Origin of the sequence: Croceitalea sp. P059, assembly GCF_031846365.1 — a bacterium.
GTDB classification, from domain to species: Bacteria; Bacteroidota; Bacteroidia; order Flavobacteriales; family Flavobacteriaceae; genus Croceitalea; species Croceitalea vernalis.
The window spans coordinates 18,270-36,290 of record NZ_JAVRHW010000001.1; the positions used below are offsets into that span (position 1 = coordinate 18,270).

An 18,021-nucleotide genomic window follows, 5' to 3' on the forward strand; every position below is an offset into this window, starting at 1 on the left:
AATTATTTTTTTGCTTTAGCCTTAGCTTTTGTTTTCTTTTTCGGTGACTTCTTTTCTATTAGTGCCTGAGCGTCTTCTAAAGAAACTTTTGTAGCATCTATATCTTTAGACAGTTCTACTTTTACTTTTCCTTTTATAATGTTATGTCTTCCCCATCTAGCTTTTTCAATTCGAATACCTTCATCAGGCCATTCTTGAATAAGTTTATCAATCTCTTTTTGCTTTTTAACCTCAATGAGTTCAACAATATCATCTTTAGTTAAATTATCAAAGTCGTATTTCTTGTTCACATTGATAAACATGCTATTCCATTTGATGAAAGGACCAAAACGACCAACACCTTTAGTCACCTCTTTATCTTCATAATGAGCAATTGGTGCATCAGCTTTTTGCTTTGCAATAATTAACTCAATTGCCCTATCCATATCAACTTCAAAAGCACTCTCACCTTTATCAAGAGAAATAAACTTTTTACCAAACTTCACGTATGGTCCAAAGCGGCCCACGCTGGCTTCTACTTCTTCACCTTCATAAACACCAAGTTTACGCGGCAATTCAAAAAGGGTCATCGCCTGTTCAAAGGTAATAGTGGTTATTGATTGATCAGGTAATAAACTTGCAAATCGTTTTTCTTCATCTTCTGCACTGCCAATTTGTGCCATTGGCCCAAACCTTCCTAAACGGACCAATACTGGTTTACCAGTTTTAGGATCCTCGCCTAAAATACGTTCTCCACTTGCTCTATCGGCATTCTCTTCTACATCTAGTACTGTCGGATGAAAATCTTTATAAAAAGATTGCATTACTTTTTGCCAGTCTTCTTCACCGGCAGCAATTTCATCAAAGTCTTCTTCAACCTTCGCAGTGAAATTATAATCTAGAATATTTGTAAAATGACTTACCAAAAAGTCGTTCACAATCATGCCTATATCAGTAGGTACCATTTTACCTTTATCTGAACCAACAGTTTCCGTAAGCCCTTTTTCTTTTACTACTCCTGCTTCTAAAATTAATTGGGCATATTTTCTTTCAGTCCCTTCAATAGTTCCTTTTTCAACATATCCTCTATTTAAAATAGTTGAAATGGTTGGTGCGTATGTAGAAGGTCTTCCAATACCAAGCTCTTCTAGTTTTTTAACTAAAGATGCTTCTGTGTAACGATAGGGTGGTCTTGTAAAACGCTCAGTTGCCGAGATATATTTATTAATTAAATTTTCTCCGACAATCATTGCAGGCAGCATACCGTCCTGTTCTTCATTTGTATCTTCTTCATCAGTACTTTCTAAATACACCTTTAAAAAACCATCAAACTTAATAACTTCACCATTAGCAGTAAACTCATCATTATGAGCACTAGCTTTTATTCGAACATTAGTTCTTTCTAACTGAGCGTCACTCATTTGAGAAGCTAGAGTTCTTTTCCAAATTAGCTCATATAACTTTTGCTGATCACGTTCTAATGAAGGTGATTGTAATTTCATATCGGTCGGACGAATTGCCTCATGCGCTTCTTGAGCTCCTTTAGACTTCCCAGTGTAACTTCTAACAGTACTATATTTTTCGCCAAAACTATCAACAATAGCATCTTTTGCCGCTGTCAATGCTTCTTTTGAAAGGTTAACACTATCGGTTCTCATGTATGTAATTAAACCGGCTTCATATAGTCTTTGGGCAACTTGCATTGTACGACCAACAGAGAAATATAGTTTGCGTGATGCTTCTTGCTGTAATGTTGATGTTGTAAATGGTGCAGCAGGTGATTTTTTTGCCGGTTTTTTATCCAACTTAGCTACGGAGAAATCTGCACCAATATTATTTTTTAAAAACGATTCAGCATCTGTTTTTGAAGCAAAGGTTTTTGACAATTTTGCTTCAAAAACTTTTCCTTTTTCAGTTTTAAACTCAGCTTTTATGCGATAAGATGCCTCAGGAGTAAAAGCTTCAATTTCACGGGCTCTTTCAACAATTAAACGAACAGCGACTGATTGTACACGACCTGCCGACAGACCTGGTTTTATTTTTTTCCAAAGCACTGGTGAAAGTTGATAACCAACTAACCTATCTAGAACCCTACGCGCTTGCTGAGCATTAACCAAGTTATAATTAATTTCTCTTGGATTTTCAATGGCACGTTGAATTGCTGACTTTGTAATAGAGTTAAAAACGATTCTTTTGGTCTTGCTTTTTTCTAAACCTAGTTCTTCGGCTAAATGCCAAGAAATAGCTTCTCCCTCTCTATCTTCATCACTTGCCAGCCATATCATTTCTGCTTTTTTAGCCAAACCTTTAAGCTTGGTTACTAAAGCTTTCTTCTCCCTATCGACTATATATTTTGGTTGAAAATTATTATCGACATCAACGCCTAATTCTTTTGATGGAAGATCAGCGATATGTCCAAAACTAGATTCTACTTGAAAATCTTTTCCAAGAAAACGTTCGATGGTTTTTGCTTTGGCTGGGGACTCTACAATTACTAAATTCTTTGGCATTCAATAGGTTTTGCGAAAACAAAAGTATATGAATTTTTTGATTTTCTTCAAATCCATAAAACATAGTAGAGCTAATTACCAAAATAATTCAAGTACATGGTAACCGCAACACATGAACATTGCATTAGCTTTTACATTACTTTTTTAATTACTTTTAAGACTAGCTTTTGAGTGCACTCATAGCTTTTTAAAAATCCAACCAAAATAAATACTGATGAGAACTTACTATCTAATTCCTCTTTTTTTATTATTTCTTTTTCCTTTTGAATCAAGTCTAGCACAACGCAAAAACAAAAAAGTCACTGAGGCATCAATTAGTGAGTCACTTTATAATGGAATGGAATGGCGTTCTATAGGTCCTTTTCGTGGTGGTCGCGCTGGTACCGTAGCTGGGGTATCTCATAACCCAAACCTCTATTACATGGGTACGGCTGGCGGTGGCGTTTGGCAAACAACAGATGCAGGCAGCACTTGGGAGTGTATTTCAGATGGCTATTTTGGAGGTTCTATTGGAGCAGTTGCTGTATCAGAATCAGACCCCAACGTGATTTATGTTGGTGAAGGTGAACAAACATTGCGTGGAAATGTTTCTTCAGGTAACGGTATTTGGAAGAGTTTAGACGCAGGTAAAACTTGGAATTTTATCGGTTTAAAAGGATCTGAACATATTTCCAGAATTAGAATACACCCAAAAAACCCAGACTTAGTATATGTTGCCGCAATTGGTAACCTATGGAAGCCTAATGAAACAAGGGGAGTTTACCGTTCTTTTGACGGAGGAGCTAGTTGGGAGAAAATATTATATGTGAGTGATAAGGCTGGAGCCGGAGATTTAATTTTAGATCCAAATAACCCAAGAGTAATTTACGCTGCAACCTGGCAAATGAAAAGAAATGGTTATCGAATGGATAGCGGTGGTCCAGATAGTAAACTCTTTAAAAGTACAGATGGTGGAAATTCTTGGTCAGATATATCTAAACTACCGGGTTTACCTAAAGGACCGTGGGGTATTGTTGGTATTGCCATTTCTCCAGTAAATTCTAATAGAATTTGGACTATTATAGAAGCTGATGAAGGTGGTGTTTACCGATCGGATGACGGTGGAAAAACTTGGGCGAAAATCAATCAGAACAGAGCATTACGTCAAAGAGCCTGGTATTATAGTCGTATTACTGCAGACACTCAAAATGTTGATAAGGTATATGTAATGAATGTTAGTTACGGAGTATCAACTGATGGTGGTAAAACATTTACTTTAAAAAATGCTCCCCATGGAGATCACCATGATTTATGGATTGACCCGAATAACAATAACAGAATGGTAATTGCCGATGACGGTGGAGCACAAGTTTCAAATGATGGAGGTAATAATTGGACAACCTATTATAACCAACCAACTTCCCAGTTTTATAGAGTAGCTACTGACAATCAATTTCCCTATCGTATTTATGGAGCACAGCAAGATAATAGTACAGTCAGAATTTATCATAGAACTGCGGGTAATTCAATTACGGAAAGTGATTGGGAACCCACTTCAGGAGGTGAAAGTGCTCACCTAGCTCCAGATCCTAATGATAATAATATTGTTTACGGAGGAACTTATAAAGGCTACATGATGCGAACTGACCATTCAATCGATCAAACACGTTCCGTAAATGTTTGGCCTGATAATCCTGCTGGTTCCGGAGCGGAAGTAATGAAGTATCGTTTTAACTGGAATTTCCCAGTTAAATTTAGCATCCATGATTCTAATAAACTTTATGCTGGTTCTAATTACCTTCATGTTACAACTAACGAAGGGCAAAGTTGGCAAACTATTTCTCCTGATTTAACACGTGGGCTTCCTGAAACAATAGAATCTTCCGGTGGTCCGATTACACAAGATAATACTGGAGCAGAATTCTATTCTAACATTTTCGTTATTAATGAATCACCTCAAGAAGAGGGTGTTATTTGGATTGGTACCGATGATGGTCTTATTCAAATTAGTCGGGACAATGGTGCAAATTGGGAAAACATTACACCACCTAATAGCATGTCACCCAAACTAAATATGATTAATAGTATTGATCCTAGTCCTTTCAAAAAGGGCACTGCTTATGTGGCCGCAACTTCATATAAATTTGGTGACTACACTCCATATCTATACAAAACAAATGACTATGGTAAATCATGGACTTTAATTACTAAAGGCATAAAAAATAATCATTATACTCGGGTCATCAGAACAGATAAAGTTCGAGAAGGTCTTTTATATGCAGGAACTGAATGGGGAATGTATATGTCATTTGATGATGGCGCTAACTGGCAATCTTTGCAGTTAAACCTACCAATTACTGCAATAAGAGATTTAGAAGTTAGAGATAATGATTTAATTGCCGCTACTCATGGCCGTAGTTTTTGGATTATTGATGATTTGACGCCACTTCATCAGTTATCGGCAGATTTAGAAAATAAAGATGCACACCTATACAAACCGGACAATGCTTACCGTATGCAACAATCTGGTTGGGGAAGGGCCAACATGAAATTAGAAGGTGCTAATCATCCTAATGGAGCAATTTTCAACTATTATGTTGCTAACCATAATGCCAGTGACATTATCCAATTAGATATATTAGAATCAGATGGAAAACTAATTCAAAGTTTTTCTACTAATGCCAAAAAGAGCAAGAATGACCCAAGCGCTCCAAAAAAATTAAATGTAAAAACTGGAGGAAATAGATTTGTTTGGAATATGAGATACCCAGGTTTTACAACATTCGATGGTATGGTTTTATATTCATCACCTAATAGAGGACCAAAAGCCGTACCCGGAACTTATAAGGTGAGACTTACATATAATGGGAGTTCTCAAGAAGAAGAATTTACTATAATTAAAGATCCTAGACTTCCTAATAGTGATGTAGATTTTAAAAATCAATTTGATTTTCTTATTTCGGTACGAAATGAAGTAAGTAAGGCAAATCAAGCTATTACCGATATTCAAAAAGTAAAGAAAGACTTGGAATATGTTAGTTCAAAATCAGTAGGTAAAAGTGAACTTGAGGATATGATTACTGAATTCACAACTAAACTAGAAGTGATTGAAAACAACATTCACATGACCAAAAACCAAAGTAGACAAGATCCTTTAAACTATGGAATTAGGATTAACAATAGACTAGCTTTTTTAATGGCTGATTCACAACGCGGCGACTATCCACCTACTGACCAATCTAAGGCATTTTTTATTGAAGTAAAAAAGGAACTAGAAGTTGAACTACAAGCTTTAAAGGAATTAATGAGTAGTTATATTTCAAAAATAAACACTCAAGTATCTCAAAGTAATCTTAAAATGATATCTCAAGATTAGATTTATGGTGTAGGTACTAAAAGAATTTTTAGTACCTGCTATACTTTTAATTAAAAAGGTTCATACACTAAAATTGCACGGCCATTTTCACATAATATGCCATTTGGCTGCAATACAATGGCACAATCAGAAATCAATCCCTCCCTCTCATTAAATGCTTTAGAATCCGAATTATATTGTTCAACTAGTTCAAGAAATGTTTCGGTATTTATCGCTACCGAATAGGCAATAAAACTGCTAGGACCGCCACATGGTTTAGCACCTAAACCTACAATTCGCCATTCGGTACTATCCTCACAGGGTACACTTTCTGCCATTGCCAAAATCTCGTTCAATTGCTCGTTCAAGCTATCTCGAGATAATTCATCATCATTACTGCAAGATGAAAACGTAATAAGTAGTACAACAAAAATCAAATACCTTATCATTTAATTCAGATTTAAAGAGCTTATCAATCGAATATCATCATTCAAATATTCATATTGATATAAAATTTCATCACCAATCATTAGCAACTGATTCTCTAATGGGATAACATCAAAAGTTACAATGTCTTCAAAGTGATTTAATTGCTCTAAATCAGGAATATCTGATTTGTCATAAACTTTTAGGCCTGAAGCCCCATCACAAACGAATAGCTTGTCATCTTTTACACCTATACCATATGGTTCATCCATGGGATATATCACTTGAAGTTCTGGCGATTCTATGGTTGTGATATCAATAATGTAAAGCCCACTTTCCGTAGCCCCACAAAAATTACCGCCACGCAAGGTCACATAGGCGTAATTTTCGTCCACAACAACAGGATCACAAGCAGTACCATGCTGAAATTCAGAAACAAAGGTTGGTGTAGCTGGAGATGAGATATTATATATATACATTCCTCTCATACTACCTAAAAACAAATGTTCACCGCGGTTGAAAATTGTTTCGATATCAAACCCTGCAAAAACATCTTCTAAGTCTTTAGGATTTTCTAAATCAGAAATTTCAAAAACATTGATTTGATGACTATCAACTGCATACAAATAATCATCTACAATTTTAAATCGTGCTAAAGAACCACCTTGACCCGTATCTCCGCCTGCGTCATTTGCAGTAACTGCTTCATCAATAAACAACTCGGGTTGTTCCACATCTGCAATTCGCCGTCGCTCTGTAACTGTTTCCCAACCAACTATAAGTTCATTTTCATAGTCTATATCTTGCCATTCAAATATTTGAGCCTCAAATGGAAAAATCACATTATCACGTAATACGTTTTCCAATCTATTCACAATACTAATATTATTCATATCTGATATATCAAGAACCACTAGATCTGTTAAACTATCAGCATATAAAAAATCATCTTTAATAGAAATATCAACATTACCAGCAATCTTGATGAAAGAAATTTTTTGAGGTGTATCCGGGTTTGAATTATCAATAACATGAACACCTTTATATTTATCATTAATGAAAATGTAATCTTGATAAGCATAAATTTTACCAGATTCATCTATAGGTAATGGCGCTACAATGTCGACACTATTTGCAAATTCTACGCGACTCATAACTAAAGGTCTGGCCACTAAATAATCAGCAAATTCGCCATTGTCATTATCATCATTACAAGACAAAAACACCAATATTGTTAAGAGCATAAGAAGGGCTATTTTTTTCATTTTGTTTAATTTTTTGTAAAGAGTTATGTTGTATTGATGAAATTTCTTAAACAAAGTTGCGTATAAAACTTTTATTACAATGTTAAATCTAATGCAAGTCAAAGTCCATTACTTGTTAAAATAACAATGATATATTACGTCAAAAACATAAAATAAGCCTAAAACACACTGTCATATTGTCATATAAATAAGTTTAAGCACTATCTTTGCAGATGCTAAATAAAGCCATAATGAAACCTAATTCAGGTACAAAAAAAGAATTAGATGAGAGTGTTCAAGGTACCACCTTGACCCTCTCTGAAAACTCAAAGAATACGCGTAAGCTATATATTGAAAGTTATGGCTGTGCAATGAATTTCTCTGATAGTGAAATTGTAGCTTCAATTTTAGAAAAAGAGGGCTTTAACACAACCCAAGAATTGGCCGAAGCAGATTTAGTACTCGTTAATACCTGTTCAATTAGAGAAAAAGCTGAATTGACTGTTCGTAAACGTTTAGAAAAATTCAATGCCGTCAAAAAGATTAATCCAAAAATGAAAGTTGGGGTTTTGGGATGTATGGCCGAGCGTTTAAAGGATAAATTTTTAGATGAGGAAAAAATTGTGGATATGGTCGTTGGCCCTGATGCATACAAAGACCTACCACATTTAATTCAAGAAATTGACGAAGGAAGGAATGCAGTAAATGTTATTCTTTCAAAGGATGAAACTTATGGCGATGTTGCACCTGTAAGATTGAATACCAATGGAGTCAACGCCTTTGTTTCGATAACAAGAGGTTGCGATAATATGTGCACATTCTGCGTTGTGCCTTTTACTCGCGGACGTGAACGTAGTCGAAATCCACAATCTATCATAGAAGAAATAAATGATTTGTGGGATAAAGGTTTTAGAGAAATTACCTTATTGGGTCAAAATGTGGACAGTTATTTATGGTATGGTGGAGGTTTAAAAAAAGACTTTGAAAAAGCTTCTGAAATTCAAAAAGCAACCTCTGTAAACTTCTCAAAACTTTTAGAGCTATGTGCTTTAGCGCAACCTAAAATGCGAATCCGATTTTCTACATCAAACCCCCAAGATATGACACTTGATGTTATTGAGACGATGGCTCAGTATGAAAATATTTGTAACTATATTCATTTGCCAGTTCAAAGCGGAAGTAATCGCATACTTAAAGCGATGAATCGCTTGCATACGAGGGAAGAATACTTCGAGCTTATAGATAATATTAGAAAACTGATTCCTGATTGTTCTATTAGTCAAGATATGATATCTGGTTTTCCAACAGAAACGGAAGAAGACCATCAAGATACCCTCTCGTTAATGGAATATGTAAAATATGATTACGGATTCATGTTCGCTTACTCTGAACGCCCTGGAACAATGGCGGCAAGAAAGTTAGACGATGATGTACCCGAAGATGTCAAAAAAAGAAGACTAGCAGAGGTCATAGCATTACAAAGAAAACATGGCCATTATAGAACTCAGCAACATGTTGGAAAAACGCAGGAGATTTTAATTGAAGGAACTTCGAAAAAATCTGACGCACATTGGATGGGTAGAAATTCTCAAAACACTGTAGCCGTTTTTCCAAAAGAACATTACAAAAAAGGTGATTTTGTAATGGTTAAGATAAATGATTGTACCTCAGCAACCTTAATTGGTGAAGCTGTTGCTTATTCTAAGAACAACTAAGATGGAAAGTGTACAGGCTATAAAACAGCGTTTTGAGCTTATTGGTAATGACCCAAAACTCAATCGTGCCATCGAAAAATCGATTCAGGTAGCACCTACCGATATTTCTGTTTTGGTTACTGGTGAAAGTGGTGTCGGTAAGGAATCAATTCCAAAAATCATTCATTCTTTATCTCACCGCAAACATGCCAAGTATATCGCTGTGAATTGCGGTGCAATTCCTGAAGGGACCATAGATAGTGAGTTATTTGGGCATGAAAAAGGAGCTTTTACAGGAGCCACGCAGACGAGAAGAGGTTATTTTGAAGTTGCCGATGGCGGAACTATATTTTTAGATGAGGTTGGTGAATTACCTCTCACTACGCAAGTTAGGTTACTCAGAGTTCTTGAGAATGGTGAATTTTTGAAAGTTGGATCTTCTCAAGTTCAAAAAACTGATGTTAGAATTGTAGCTGCTACAAACGTAAATATGTTTGAAGCTATTAAAAAGGAAAAATTTAGAGAAGATTTATATTATCGCTTAAGCACTGTAGAAATTGGCATTCCACCATTAAGAGAACGACAAGATGACATTCACTTATTATTTAGAAAATTCGCCTCAGACTTTGGTCAAAAATATAAGATGCCAACTATTAGACTATCGGATGATGCTGTCAACCTATTATTGAAATACAGATGGCCTGGTAATATCCGACAATTACGCAATATTGCGGAACAAGTTTCGGTATTAGAAGAAAAAAGAATAGTTACCGCCACTACCCTTCATGGTTACTTACCAAATTCAAATAGTACAAATCTACCGGCAGTAGTTGGAGATTCTGAAAAAAGAGGTGGTGACTTTAGCAATGAAAGAGAAATTTTATATAAGGTTCTTTTTGATATGAAAGGGGACCTTAATGATTTAAAAAAATTAACTCTGGAGCTGCTAAAGAATAATGATTCTGACAAGGTTCAAGAAGAAAATGAAACATTGATTCAAAAAATATACGGAAGTAAAGACGAACCTGAAATTCCGGTTGAAAATACTGAAATTGCAGCGGAAGTATTACAACTACCTGAACCGGTCATTGAAAATTCAAATCCGATTATCACTCAGGAAGACCGTTATCATTTTGCTGAAGAGATTCAGGAAGAAGAAACCCTTTCATTACAAGAAAAGGAGATTGAGTTGATAAAAAAATCTCTAGAACGAAATCGAGGTAAACGAAAAGCGGCGGCTTCTGAACTGGGAATATCTGAACGTACTCTTTACAGAAAAATAAAACAATACGATTTGTGATGAATTTTAGAAAAATGACAAAAAAAATCTTGCTATTAATAATTATCACTTCAACTATAGTTTTAAATGGGTGCGGTGTATATAACTTTTCTGGAGCAAGTACGGGTACTGCAGAGAGTTTTCAAGTAAATTTCTTTCAGAACTACGCAGATCAATCACCAGGTTCTACTATTGAACCTCAATTAGATCGTGATTTCACGAACGCTTTACAAGATGTTATTACCAATTTGACTAGTTTGAACTTAACCGGTAATAATGGTGATTTAGTTTATGAAGGAGAAATTGTTGAATATCGAGTTTCGCCTATGTCTGCAACAGCAAATCAAACTGCTGCTCAAAACCGGTTAACTATGAGCGTTAACGTAAGATTTTTTAATACGACGAAAGAGGATTCGGATTTTGAAAAGAGATTTTCTTTTTTCTTTGATTTTCCTGCAACTCAATTGTTAGAATCGATTAAAAGTCAGGCACACGAAGAGCTTTTTGAACGTATTACACAAGATATTTTTAATGAATCATTAGCTGATTGGTAAAATGAACGTAGCCGACTTTATACATATTCTTCAAAAATCAGATACCATTCTATCTCCTTCTCAAACTAGAGAATTAGAAGAAATGATTGAAGAATATCCGTATTTTCAAGCGGCACGTGCTTTACATTTAAAAGGGCTTAAAAATTTAGACAGTTATAAATACAACAATGCCTTAAAAATTACGGCGGCTCATTCCGCCGATAGAGAGGTACTTTTTGATTTTATTACTACTCCTGAATTTACCCAAAATGAAATTGCCAATAGTATTCTTGGCAGAACCACTAAACTAGAAGAAAAAGAAGCTATTTCTGAAGAAATAGAACCAAATCCAGATACGGAAATTATTCTTGGTGAAACTGAAGAGAAGAGTGCTTTACCCCAAAATATAAAGGATGCGGAAGACATTTTAAATCCTGAACTATTTGAAACAAAAGAAGTTGAATTTACTGAAAATGATACTGCGAAACTTGAAATAGGCAAACCATTACCGTTTACAGTTAGTGAAAAGCACTCATTTAATGAGTGGTTGCAACTAACTTCAAAAAAACCTATTCATAGAAGTGCTGAAGAAAAGAAACTAGAAAAGCAGAAAAAGTTTGATTTGCTTGATAAATTTATTGAAAATAAACCCAGAATAATACCAAAAGAAGATTCTACTACAAAAATCAATATTAAGGCTTCTGTAAAAATTGACCAAGATGAGTTGATGACAGAAACCTTGGCCAAGGTTTATTTGGAGCAAAAAAAGTACAAAAAAGCGATTCAGGCTTTTAAAATATTGAGTTTGAAATATCCGGAAAAAAGTGGTTTCTTTGCAGACCAAATTCGGAGAGTGAAGAATTTGCAGAAAGAAAACGAGTGAAATAATGAGTACGTTTACTATATTTTTAATTTTAATAATCGTTGTTTGCCTATTGTTGATTTTGGTCATTATGGTTCAAAATCCTAAAGGCGGAGGTTTATCTTCTTCTTTTGGTGGAGGTGGAAACCAAGTTGTTGGTGGTGTTAAAAAAACAGGCGATTTTCTTGACAAGAGTACTTGGACATTGTCCGGGCTTTTAATAGTCTTAATTCTTTTATCAAATGTTGCTTTAAAAGGTAACTATGGTCAAGCAGAATCTAAATTACTGCAAGGTGGTGATGATATAGAAAATACGATACCTGAAACTGTACCAGATGAAATTCCAGAAGAAGTTCCTGCTTCTGAAGGAACCAATCCATTGGATACTATTCAGTAGAATCAAAATACATAAAAACAAAAATGCCAGCTTAGATGACAAGCTGGCATTTTTGCTTTAAAATAATGTCAGTTTTTATGTAATGGCATAATTTCTGCCAAATCTTAAAGAGAATATTAAACAAATACCTAAAATTTATAAAAATGGCTAAAGTTAACATTAAACCATTGGCAGATAGAGTTCTAATCGAGCCTATGGCAGCTGAAACTAAAACGGCATCTGGTCTTATAATCCCTGACACCGCTAAAGAAAAACCACAGAAAGGAAAAGTAGTTGCAGTAGGACCTGGAACCAAAGATGAGAACATGACCGTAAAGGTTGGTGATTCAGTTTTATACGGTAAGTACGCTGGTACTGAACTAAAATTAGAAGGTACCGATTATTTAATGATGCGCGAAAGTGACATTTTAGCAATAGTATAATTTAATAAAACAACTAAGAAAATGGCAAAAGATATTAAGTTTGATATAGATGCACGAGATGGCCTTAAAAAAGGTGTTGATGCATTGGCAAATGCAGTTAAAGTAACCTTAGGACCAAAAGGAAGAAATGTTATTATTAGCAAATCATTCGGTGCACCTCAAGTAACCAAAGATGGCGTTACTGTAGCGAAAGAAATTGAACTAGAGAATGCCCTCGAAAACATGGGTGCTCAAATGGTAAAAGAAGTTGCGTCAAAAACTAATGATTTAGCAGGTGATGGTACAACAACTGCAACAGTTCTTGCACAAGCGATAGTAAAAGAAGGTCTAAAAAACGTTGCTGCTGGGGCAAATCCGATGGATTTGAAAAGAGGTATCGATAAAGCAGTAGAAGCTATTGTAGAAAACTTATCGAAACAATCTAAAAAAGTAGGCGACTCTTCTGACAAGATTAAACAAGTTGCCTCTATATCAGCAAACAATGACGAAACTATTGGGGATTTAATTGCCCAAGCATTCGGAAAAGTTGGAAAAGAAGGCGTAATTACTGTTGAAGAAGCTAAAGGAACTGATACTTACGTTGACGTAGTTGAAGGTATGCAATTCGACAGAGGATATCTTTCTCCCTATTTCGTAACGGATTCTGAAAAGATGGTTGCAGATTTAGAAAATCCATACATACTTCTTTTTGATAAGAAAATCTCTTCAATGAAAGATTTACTTCCAGTGTTAGAGCCTGTTGCTCAATCAGGAAAGCCACTTCTAATTATAGCTGAAGATGTTGATGGAGAGGCTTTAGCTACCCTAGTGGTAAATAAATTGAGAGGTTCTTTAAAAATTGCCGCTGTTAAAGCTCCTGGATTCGGAGATAGAAGAAAAGCAATGCTAGAGGACATTGCTATCTTGACAAATGGTACCGTTATCTCTGAAGAAAGAGGTTTTTCTCTTGAAACTGCCACTATTGACATGTTAGGTACTACTGAAAGAGTAACAATAGATAAAGACAACACTACCATTGTAAACGGTGCTGGCGATGCAAAAACTATTAAAACTCGTGTAAACCAGATAAAATCTCAAATCGAAACTACGACTTCAGATTATGATAAGGAAAAACTTCAAGAGCGTTTAGCAAAATTAGCTGGTGGAGTAGCTGTACTTTATGTAGGTGCTGCTTCTGAAGTTGAAATGAAAGAGAAAAAAGATCGTGTAGACGATGCTTTGCATGCTACTAGAGCTGCTGTTGAAGAAGGTATTGTTGCTGGTGGAGGTGTTGCACTAGTAAGATCAAAATCTTTACTGACTAAAGTTGAAACTGAAAATGAGGACGAAGCTACAGGATTACAAATTGTAGCACGTGCTATTGAAGCTCCATTAAGAACAATTGTTGAAAATGCGGGTGGCGAAGGTTCTGTTGTGGTAGCTAAGATTTTAGACGGCAAAGGAGATTATGGTTATGATGCTAAATCTGACAAATATGTTGAGATGATGAAAGCAGGTATCATTGATCCTAAGAAAGTAACTAGAGTTGCACTTGAAAATGCTGCTTCTGTTTCAGGCATGATCCTTACTACAGAATGTGCATTAACTGATATCAAAGAAGATGCTCCAGCCGCTATGCCACCAATGGGTGGTGGTGGAATGCCAGGCATGATGTAATCTAAAGATGAAATAAACAACTTAATAGTTTATTCTATAAAATAAAAGCCCTGTTAATCAACAGGGCTTTTTAATTTTAAGAAGTGAATATTATTATTCCTTCTCTCTTTCAAAATCACCTGCATTAACAACAGTCCATTCTGAAAATTGTTTCATGTACTTAGTAATCGCTGCATTTACATCCGAAACCGAAAGCGCCTTAACTTTAGCCTCTAAGGCTTTGTGAAAACTCATATCTCTATTGTAGTAAATATTATTATTTACCAAACTAGAAAGTTCATTATCCTTGGCTCTAGAAACATTTTTGCCTTGAACCCATCCATTAACAGCATTTGTAAGCTCTTCTTCGGTGATACCATCCTTAATGAAACGTGCAATTTCTTCTTTAAAACCAAGCTGAACCTTATCTAGGTTATCCGGATTATAAATTGCATAAACAATGAAAGAAGAATTTTTATCAACCTTATCACCATCGATATTCAAAGAGCCTCCTGCCCCATAACTAACACCATCTTTTTGTCTAAGACGATCTGCAATTCTAGAGTTCAAAAAGCCTCCGCCTAATATTTCACCGGCAATGTTTAAAGCGGCATAATCATCATCATATTCACTCATGTTTACAGCTAAAGAGCCCAGCGTAATTGCATTCTTTTTATCTGGTGTAAGTAGATTTTCATTAACAGCTTTATTAACTTTAAAAGGATTCTTTAGTTCTGCATAAGAAACTTTACTTTCAAAACCCTTGAATTCTTTTTCTATAAAGCTTTTAACCGCCGCTTTATCAAAATTACCAATGGCTATTAAAGTAGTTCTTCCTAAACCATAATATGTATTGTAGAATTCTTGAACACTCGTTCTAGAAACCTCGTTAATTGCTTCTATTTGTTCTTCAATTGTCATTGAAGCCAATGGATGACCCTTTGGATAAGTGTTATTAATTTCACCCAATCGATTTGAGGCTAAAAAATTTGGCTGTGTTCTATTCTCCTCAAGACTTGCTAGCCGCTGTGTCTTTATTTTATCGAGTTCAGCTTCATCAAAAGAGGGGTTTTTAATGATTTCAGACATTAAATTTAAGGTCCCAAGTAAATTCTCTTCTGTAGATTCAATACTTACATAAATATTACCATTTCGAGCACTAAATCGTATTGATGATTTTAATTGACTGAGTTCGTCTTCAATTTCTTGTCTAGATTTAGAGGTTGTTCCTTTATTCAAAAGACTTGCTGTCAACGACGGAATCATACCTTGATTCATCAGTGAATTTACATCACCATTGCGCATATTAAAACTTAAAATAACGGTTTCACCTCTATTTTCTTTTTCAATAAAGCCATACTCCACTTTATCAAACAAAACACCAGAATCTAAACGGTTCTGAATATTATCATAACTCACATCAAAGGCTTCTCCTGTTCCTTTGTCCTCTTTCCCTTTGTAGGTAGAAACAACAGCTTGTAAGTTTTCAGTATGAGGAATTGATACCGATATTGGATCTTTTGTAGGTATAAAACGACCTATTGTTCTGTTTGATGGAATAAAATATTTAGATGCGATTGCGTTGACTTGTTCAACCGTCATGCCCTCAACTCTATCTCTAAAAATAAATGCTAAACGCCAATCCCCTGCTCCTATAAATTCACTCATATAGGTTCCTAAATAGTTAGAATCTCTGCTGATTTGATCAATCTCTTTTGCTATGTTAGCTTTGGCCCTATCAAGTTCTTCTTGGGTTATCGGCTCAAAATTATCCATGGTGGCTTTAAAGATAGTTTCTACCTCATCTGCATTCTTATCAGAAGGTACTTCAATATGTGTATACATATAACCTGGTTCCTTGGTAAAAGGGGTTAAAGTAAAAAGTGATGAGGCCTTTTTACCATCTACCAACTTTTTATATAACCTACCAGAAGGTGTATCAGCTAAAATATTTTCAATCAAAGCGATACCAGCATATTCTTCATGTGAACCAGCAGGAGTATGATACAAAGCCGATACAATTTGTAAATCACCTACACGACTAACGCTTACTTTTCTTTCACCATCTTGTGCTGGTTCTTCGGTATATGAGTCTCGTAAAGGCATTTCAGGTGTTTTTAAAACACCAAACTTAGTTTCAACAAGTTCTAGAACTCTAGGCTCTTCAAACTTGCCAGTAATCATAAGAACAGCATTGTCTGGACGATAGAATTTTTTGTAAAAAGCCTGAAGATTTTCAATGGGAACACGTTCAATATCTGATCTGTTACCAATTGTAGTTTTACCATAATTATGCCATTGATATGCCGCATTACTAACTGACTGCCATAAAACTCTAAAAGGACTATTCTCTCCACTTTCAAACTCATTTCTTACAACGGAAAACTCTGAATCTAAGTCTTCTTTTGCAATATAAGAGTTGACCATTCGATCTGCCTCCAAATCTAAAGCCCAAACTAAATTTTCATCTGTAGCATTAAAAGTTTCAAAATAATTGGTTCTGTCGTAAAAGGTAGTCCCATTTGGTCTAGCCCCTCTTGCTGAAAGTTCTTTAGGAATATCTGGATGATTAGGAGTCCCTTTAAAAACCATATGTTCCAATAAATGTGCCATCCCTTTTTCACCATAACCTTCATGACGGGACCCTACCAAATAAGTTATATTAACAGTTATTGTTTGCGATGAATTATCTGGAAACAATAAGACCTTTAATCCATTTTCTAAATTGTATTCCGTAATACCTTCAACCGTTGCTACCTTCTTCAACTGGGCTTCGGCTTGAAAGGTTAAACCAAAAACCAAAAACAGAAGTAAGAGTTTAATTTTTCTAAGTTTCATTTTAGTGTTTTATTTAAAAAATTGTTCTGTTCTTAAATCTAAATAAAAGAAAATCAATTGACAAAATTGAAATTGCTAATTACAAGCAATTAACCTTTTTTAGGTAAAAACACCAATAAAACAATGGTTTTTATACAGAATTTCGTGACCGGTTAGATTTGTTTCCTTTAACTTTTCTTAAAGATGGCGAGCTTACAAACCAAAGAGTAAATCCGCTTACAACGGTTATAAGACCCAATAAGCTAAAAGCTCGTAATACTATGGTATTGAAATTATCTCTACTCTGATAATCCATTGTATGGGTCATCCAAAGAAAATCAAACCAACGCCATTCTCTATGACGTACAGTTTGAAAAGCACCATTTGCTAAAGCGACATAAGCTTTAATATTTTCAGCAGATTCATAAGAAATCTCATATGCAGGTAAAGGTTTACCCCGATATTCATGATGTGGTCCAACGCTATCTATTTGATGTATACTGTTAACTTTTAAGTCCGTCCTCATGTACCTTGAAGCCACCTCCAACGCTTCCTCAGGGGTAATTTCTAACTTTCTTAATCCAGTTTTTGCATTAATTAAATCTTTCTTATTTATCCAATAATAAGGTTTATCCGCAATAGCGATAAGCTCTAAGGAAGTTATAGAGTTAACCGCTTCAATTTTCGAAGTTCCTAATAAATCTGAAAAAGAAGGTTCAGAGAGAGGTACTTGTTTAAAATGGTCGCCATGAATTTCATCAATATTGGTCCAACTAAAATAAAGTCCACTAATAGTCCATAATAAAAACTGTAGCCCTAAAAATAAACCTAGATATCGATGCGTCTTTCTAATGGAAAGCGCAAGTTTTCTACTTGCCATAAAAATTGA

Annotated in this window: 13 protein-coding genes; 8 read left to right on the forward strand and 5 right to left on the reverse strand. The window is 35.1% G+C overall.

Translation table 11 applies throughout. The features are described from left to right. Nucleotides 1–2: 2 nt before the first annotated feature. The gene (gene topA / locus RM542_RS00075; protein WP_311383657.1) at nt 3–2,489 is read right to left on the reverse strand and encodes a type I DNA topoisomerase; all 2,487 of its coding nucleotides are present in this window, start codon (nt 2,487–2,489) and stop codon (nt 3–5) included. A 214-nt stretch (nt 2,490–2,703) separates the two neighbouring features. On the opposite strand from topA, the gene RM542_RS00080 reads away from it, so the two are divergent. Continuing rightward, complete coding sequence (locus RM542_RS00080; protein ID WP_311383658.1) at nt 2,704–5,844, forward strand: VPS10 domain-containing protein; 3,141 nt, start codon at nt 2,704–2,706, stop codon at nt 5,842–5,844. Between the two features lie 50 nt (nt 5,845–5,894). On the opposite strand, the gene RM542_RS00085 is transcribed toward RM542_RS00080, so the two are convergent. Next, entirely contained in the window at nt 5,895–6,272 is a 378-nt protein-coding gene (locus RM542_RS00085) for a hypothetical protein (RefSeq protein WP_311383659.1), read from the reverse strand. Continuing rightward, nucleotides 6,273–7,514: a hypothetical protein gene (locus RM542_RS00090; RefSeq protein WP_311383660.1), complete on the reverse strand. Its 1,242-nt coding sequence runs from the start codon at nt 7,512–7,514 to the stop codon at nt 6,273–6,275. 230 nt (nt 7,515–7,744) lie between these two features. On the opposite strand from RM542_RS00090, the gene miaB reads away from it, so the two are divergent. The 7 genes from miaB (at nt 7,745) to groL (ending at nt 14,336) form a co-directional block, all read left to right on the forward strand. Then, nucleotides 7,745–9,208, forward strand: coding sequence for a tRNA (N6-isopentenyl adenosine(37)-C2)-methylthiotransferase MiaB (gene miaB, locus RM542_RS00095; RefSeq protein ID WP_311383661.1), 1,464 nt, complete (start codon nt 7,745–7,747; stop codon nt 9,206–9,208). A 1-nt stretch (nt 9,209) separates the two neighbouring features. Beyond that, on the forward strand, nt 9,210–10,487 hold the full coding sequence (locus tag RM542_RS00100) for a sigma-54 dependent transcriptional regulator (protein WP_311383662.1): 1,278 nt from the start codon (nt 9,210–9,212) through the stop codon (nt 10,485–10,487). 14 nt (nt 10,488–10,501) lie between these two features. Further along, nucleotides 10,502–11,020 carry an LptE family protein gene (locus RM542_RS00105; protein WP_311383663.1) on the forward strand — a complete coding sequence of 173 codons (519 nt, stop codon included), beginning with the start codon at nt 10,502–10,504 and terminating at the stop codon, nt 11,018–11,020. Between the two features lies 1 nt (nt 11,021). After that, the gene (locus RM542_RS00110) at nt 11,022–11,882 is read left to right on the forward strand and encodes a hypothetical protein (protein WP_311383664.1); all 861 of its coding nucleotides are present in this window, start codon (nt 11,022–11,024) and stop codon (nt 11,880–11,882) included. A 4-nt stretch (nt 11,883–11,886) separates the two neighbouring features. Further along, on the forward strand, nt 11,887–12,258 hold the full coding sequence (secG, locus tag RM542_RS00115; RefSeq protein ID WP_311383665.1) for a preprotein translocase subunit SecG: 372 nt from the start codon (nt 11,887–11,889) through the stop codon (nt 12,256–12,258). Between the two features lie 143 nt (nt 12,259–12,401). Next, nucleotides 12,402–12,680: a co-chaperone GroES gene (groES, locus tag RM542_RS00120; RefSeq protein WP_311383666.1), complete on the forward strand. Its 279-nt coding sequence runs from the start codon at nt 12,402–12,404 to the stop codon at nt 12,678–12,680. Nucleotides 12,681–12,701: 21 nt separating this feature from the next. Then, complete coding sequence (gene groL, locus RM542_RS00125) at nt 12,702–14,336, forward strand: chaperonin GroEL (protein ID WP_311383667.1); 1,635 nt, start codon at nt 12,702–12,704, stop codon at nt 14,334–14,336. A gap of 93 nt (nt 14,337–14,429) precedes the next feature. Here the strand turns inward: groL and RM542_RS00130 are convergent, their stop codons facing one another. Both RM542_RS00130 and RM542_RS00135 read right to left on the reverse strand, forming a co-directional pair. Next, nucleotides 14,430–17,153 (reverse strand): pitrilysin family protein, encoded by a 2,724-nt coding sequence (locus RM542_RS00130; protein ID WP_311383668.1) that lies wholly within the window; start codon nt 17,151–17,153, stop codon nt 14,430–14,432. Between the two features lie 130 nt (nt 17,154–17,283). After that, on the reverse strand, nt 17,284–18,012 hold the full coding sequence (locus RM542_RS00135) for a PepSY domain-containing protein (RefSeq protein WP_311383669.1): 729 nt from the start codon (nt 18,010–18,012) through the stop codon (nt 17,284–17,286). Nucleotides 18,013–18,021: the final 9 nt, after the last annotated feature.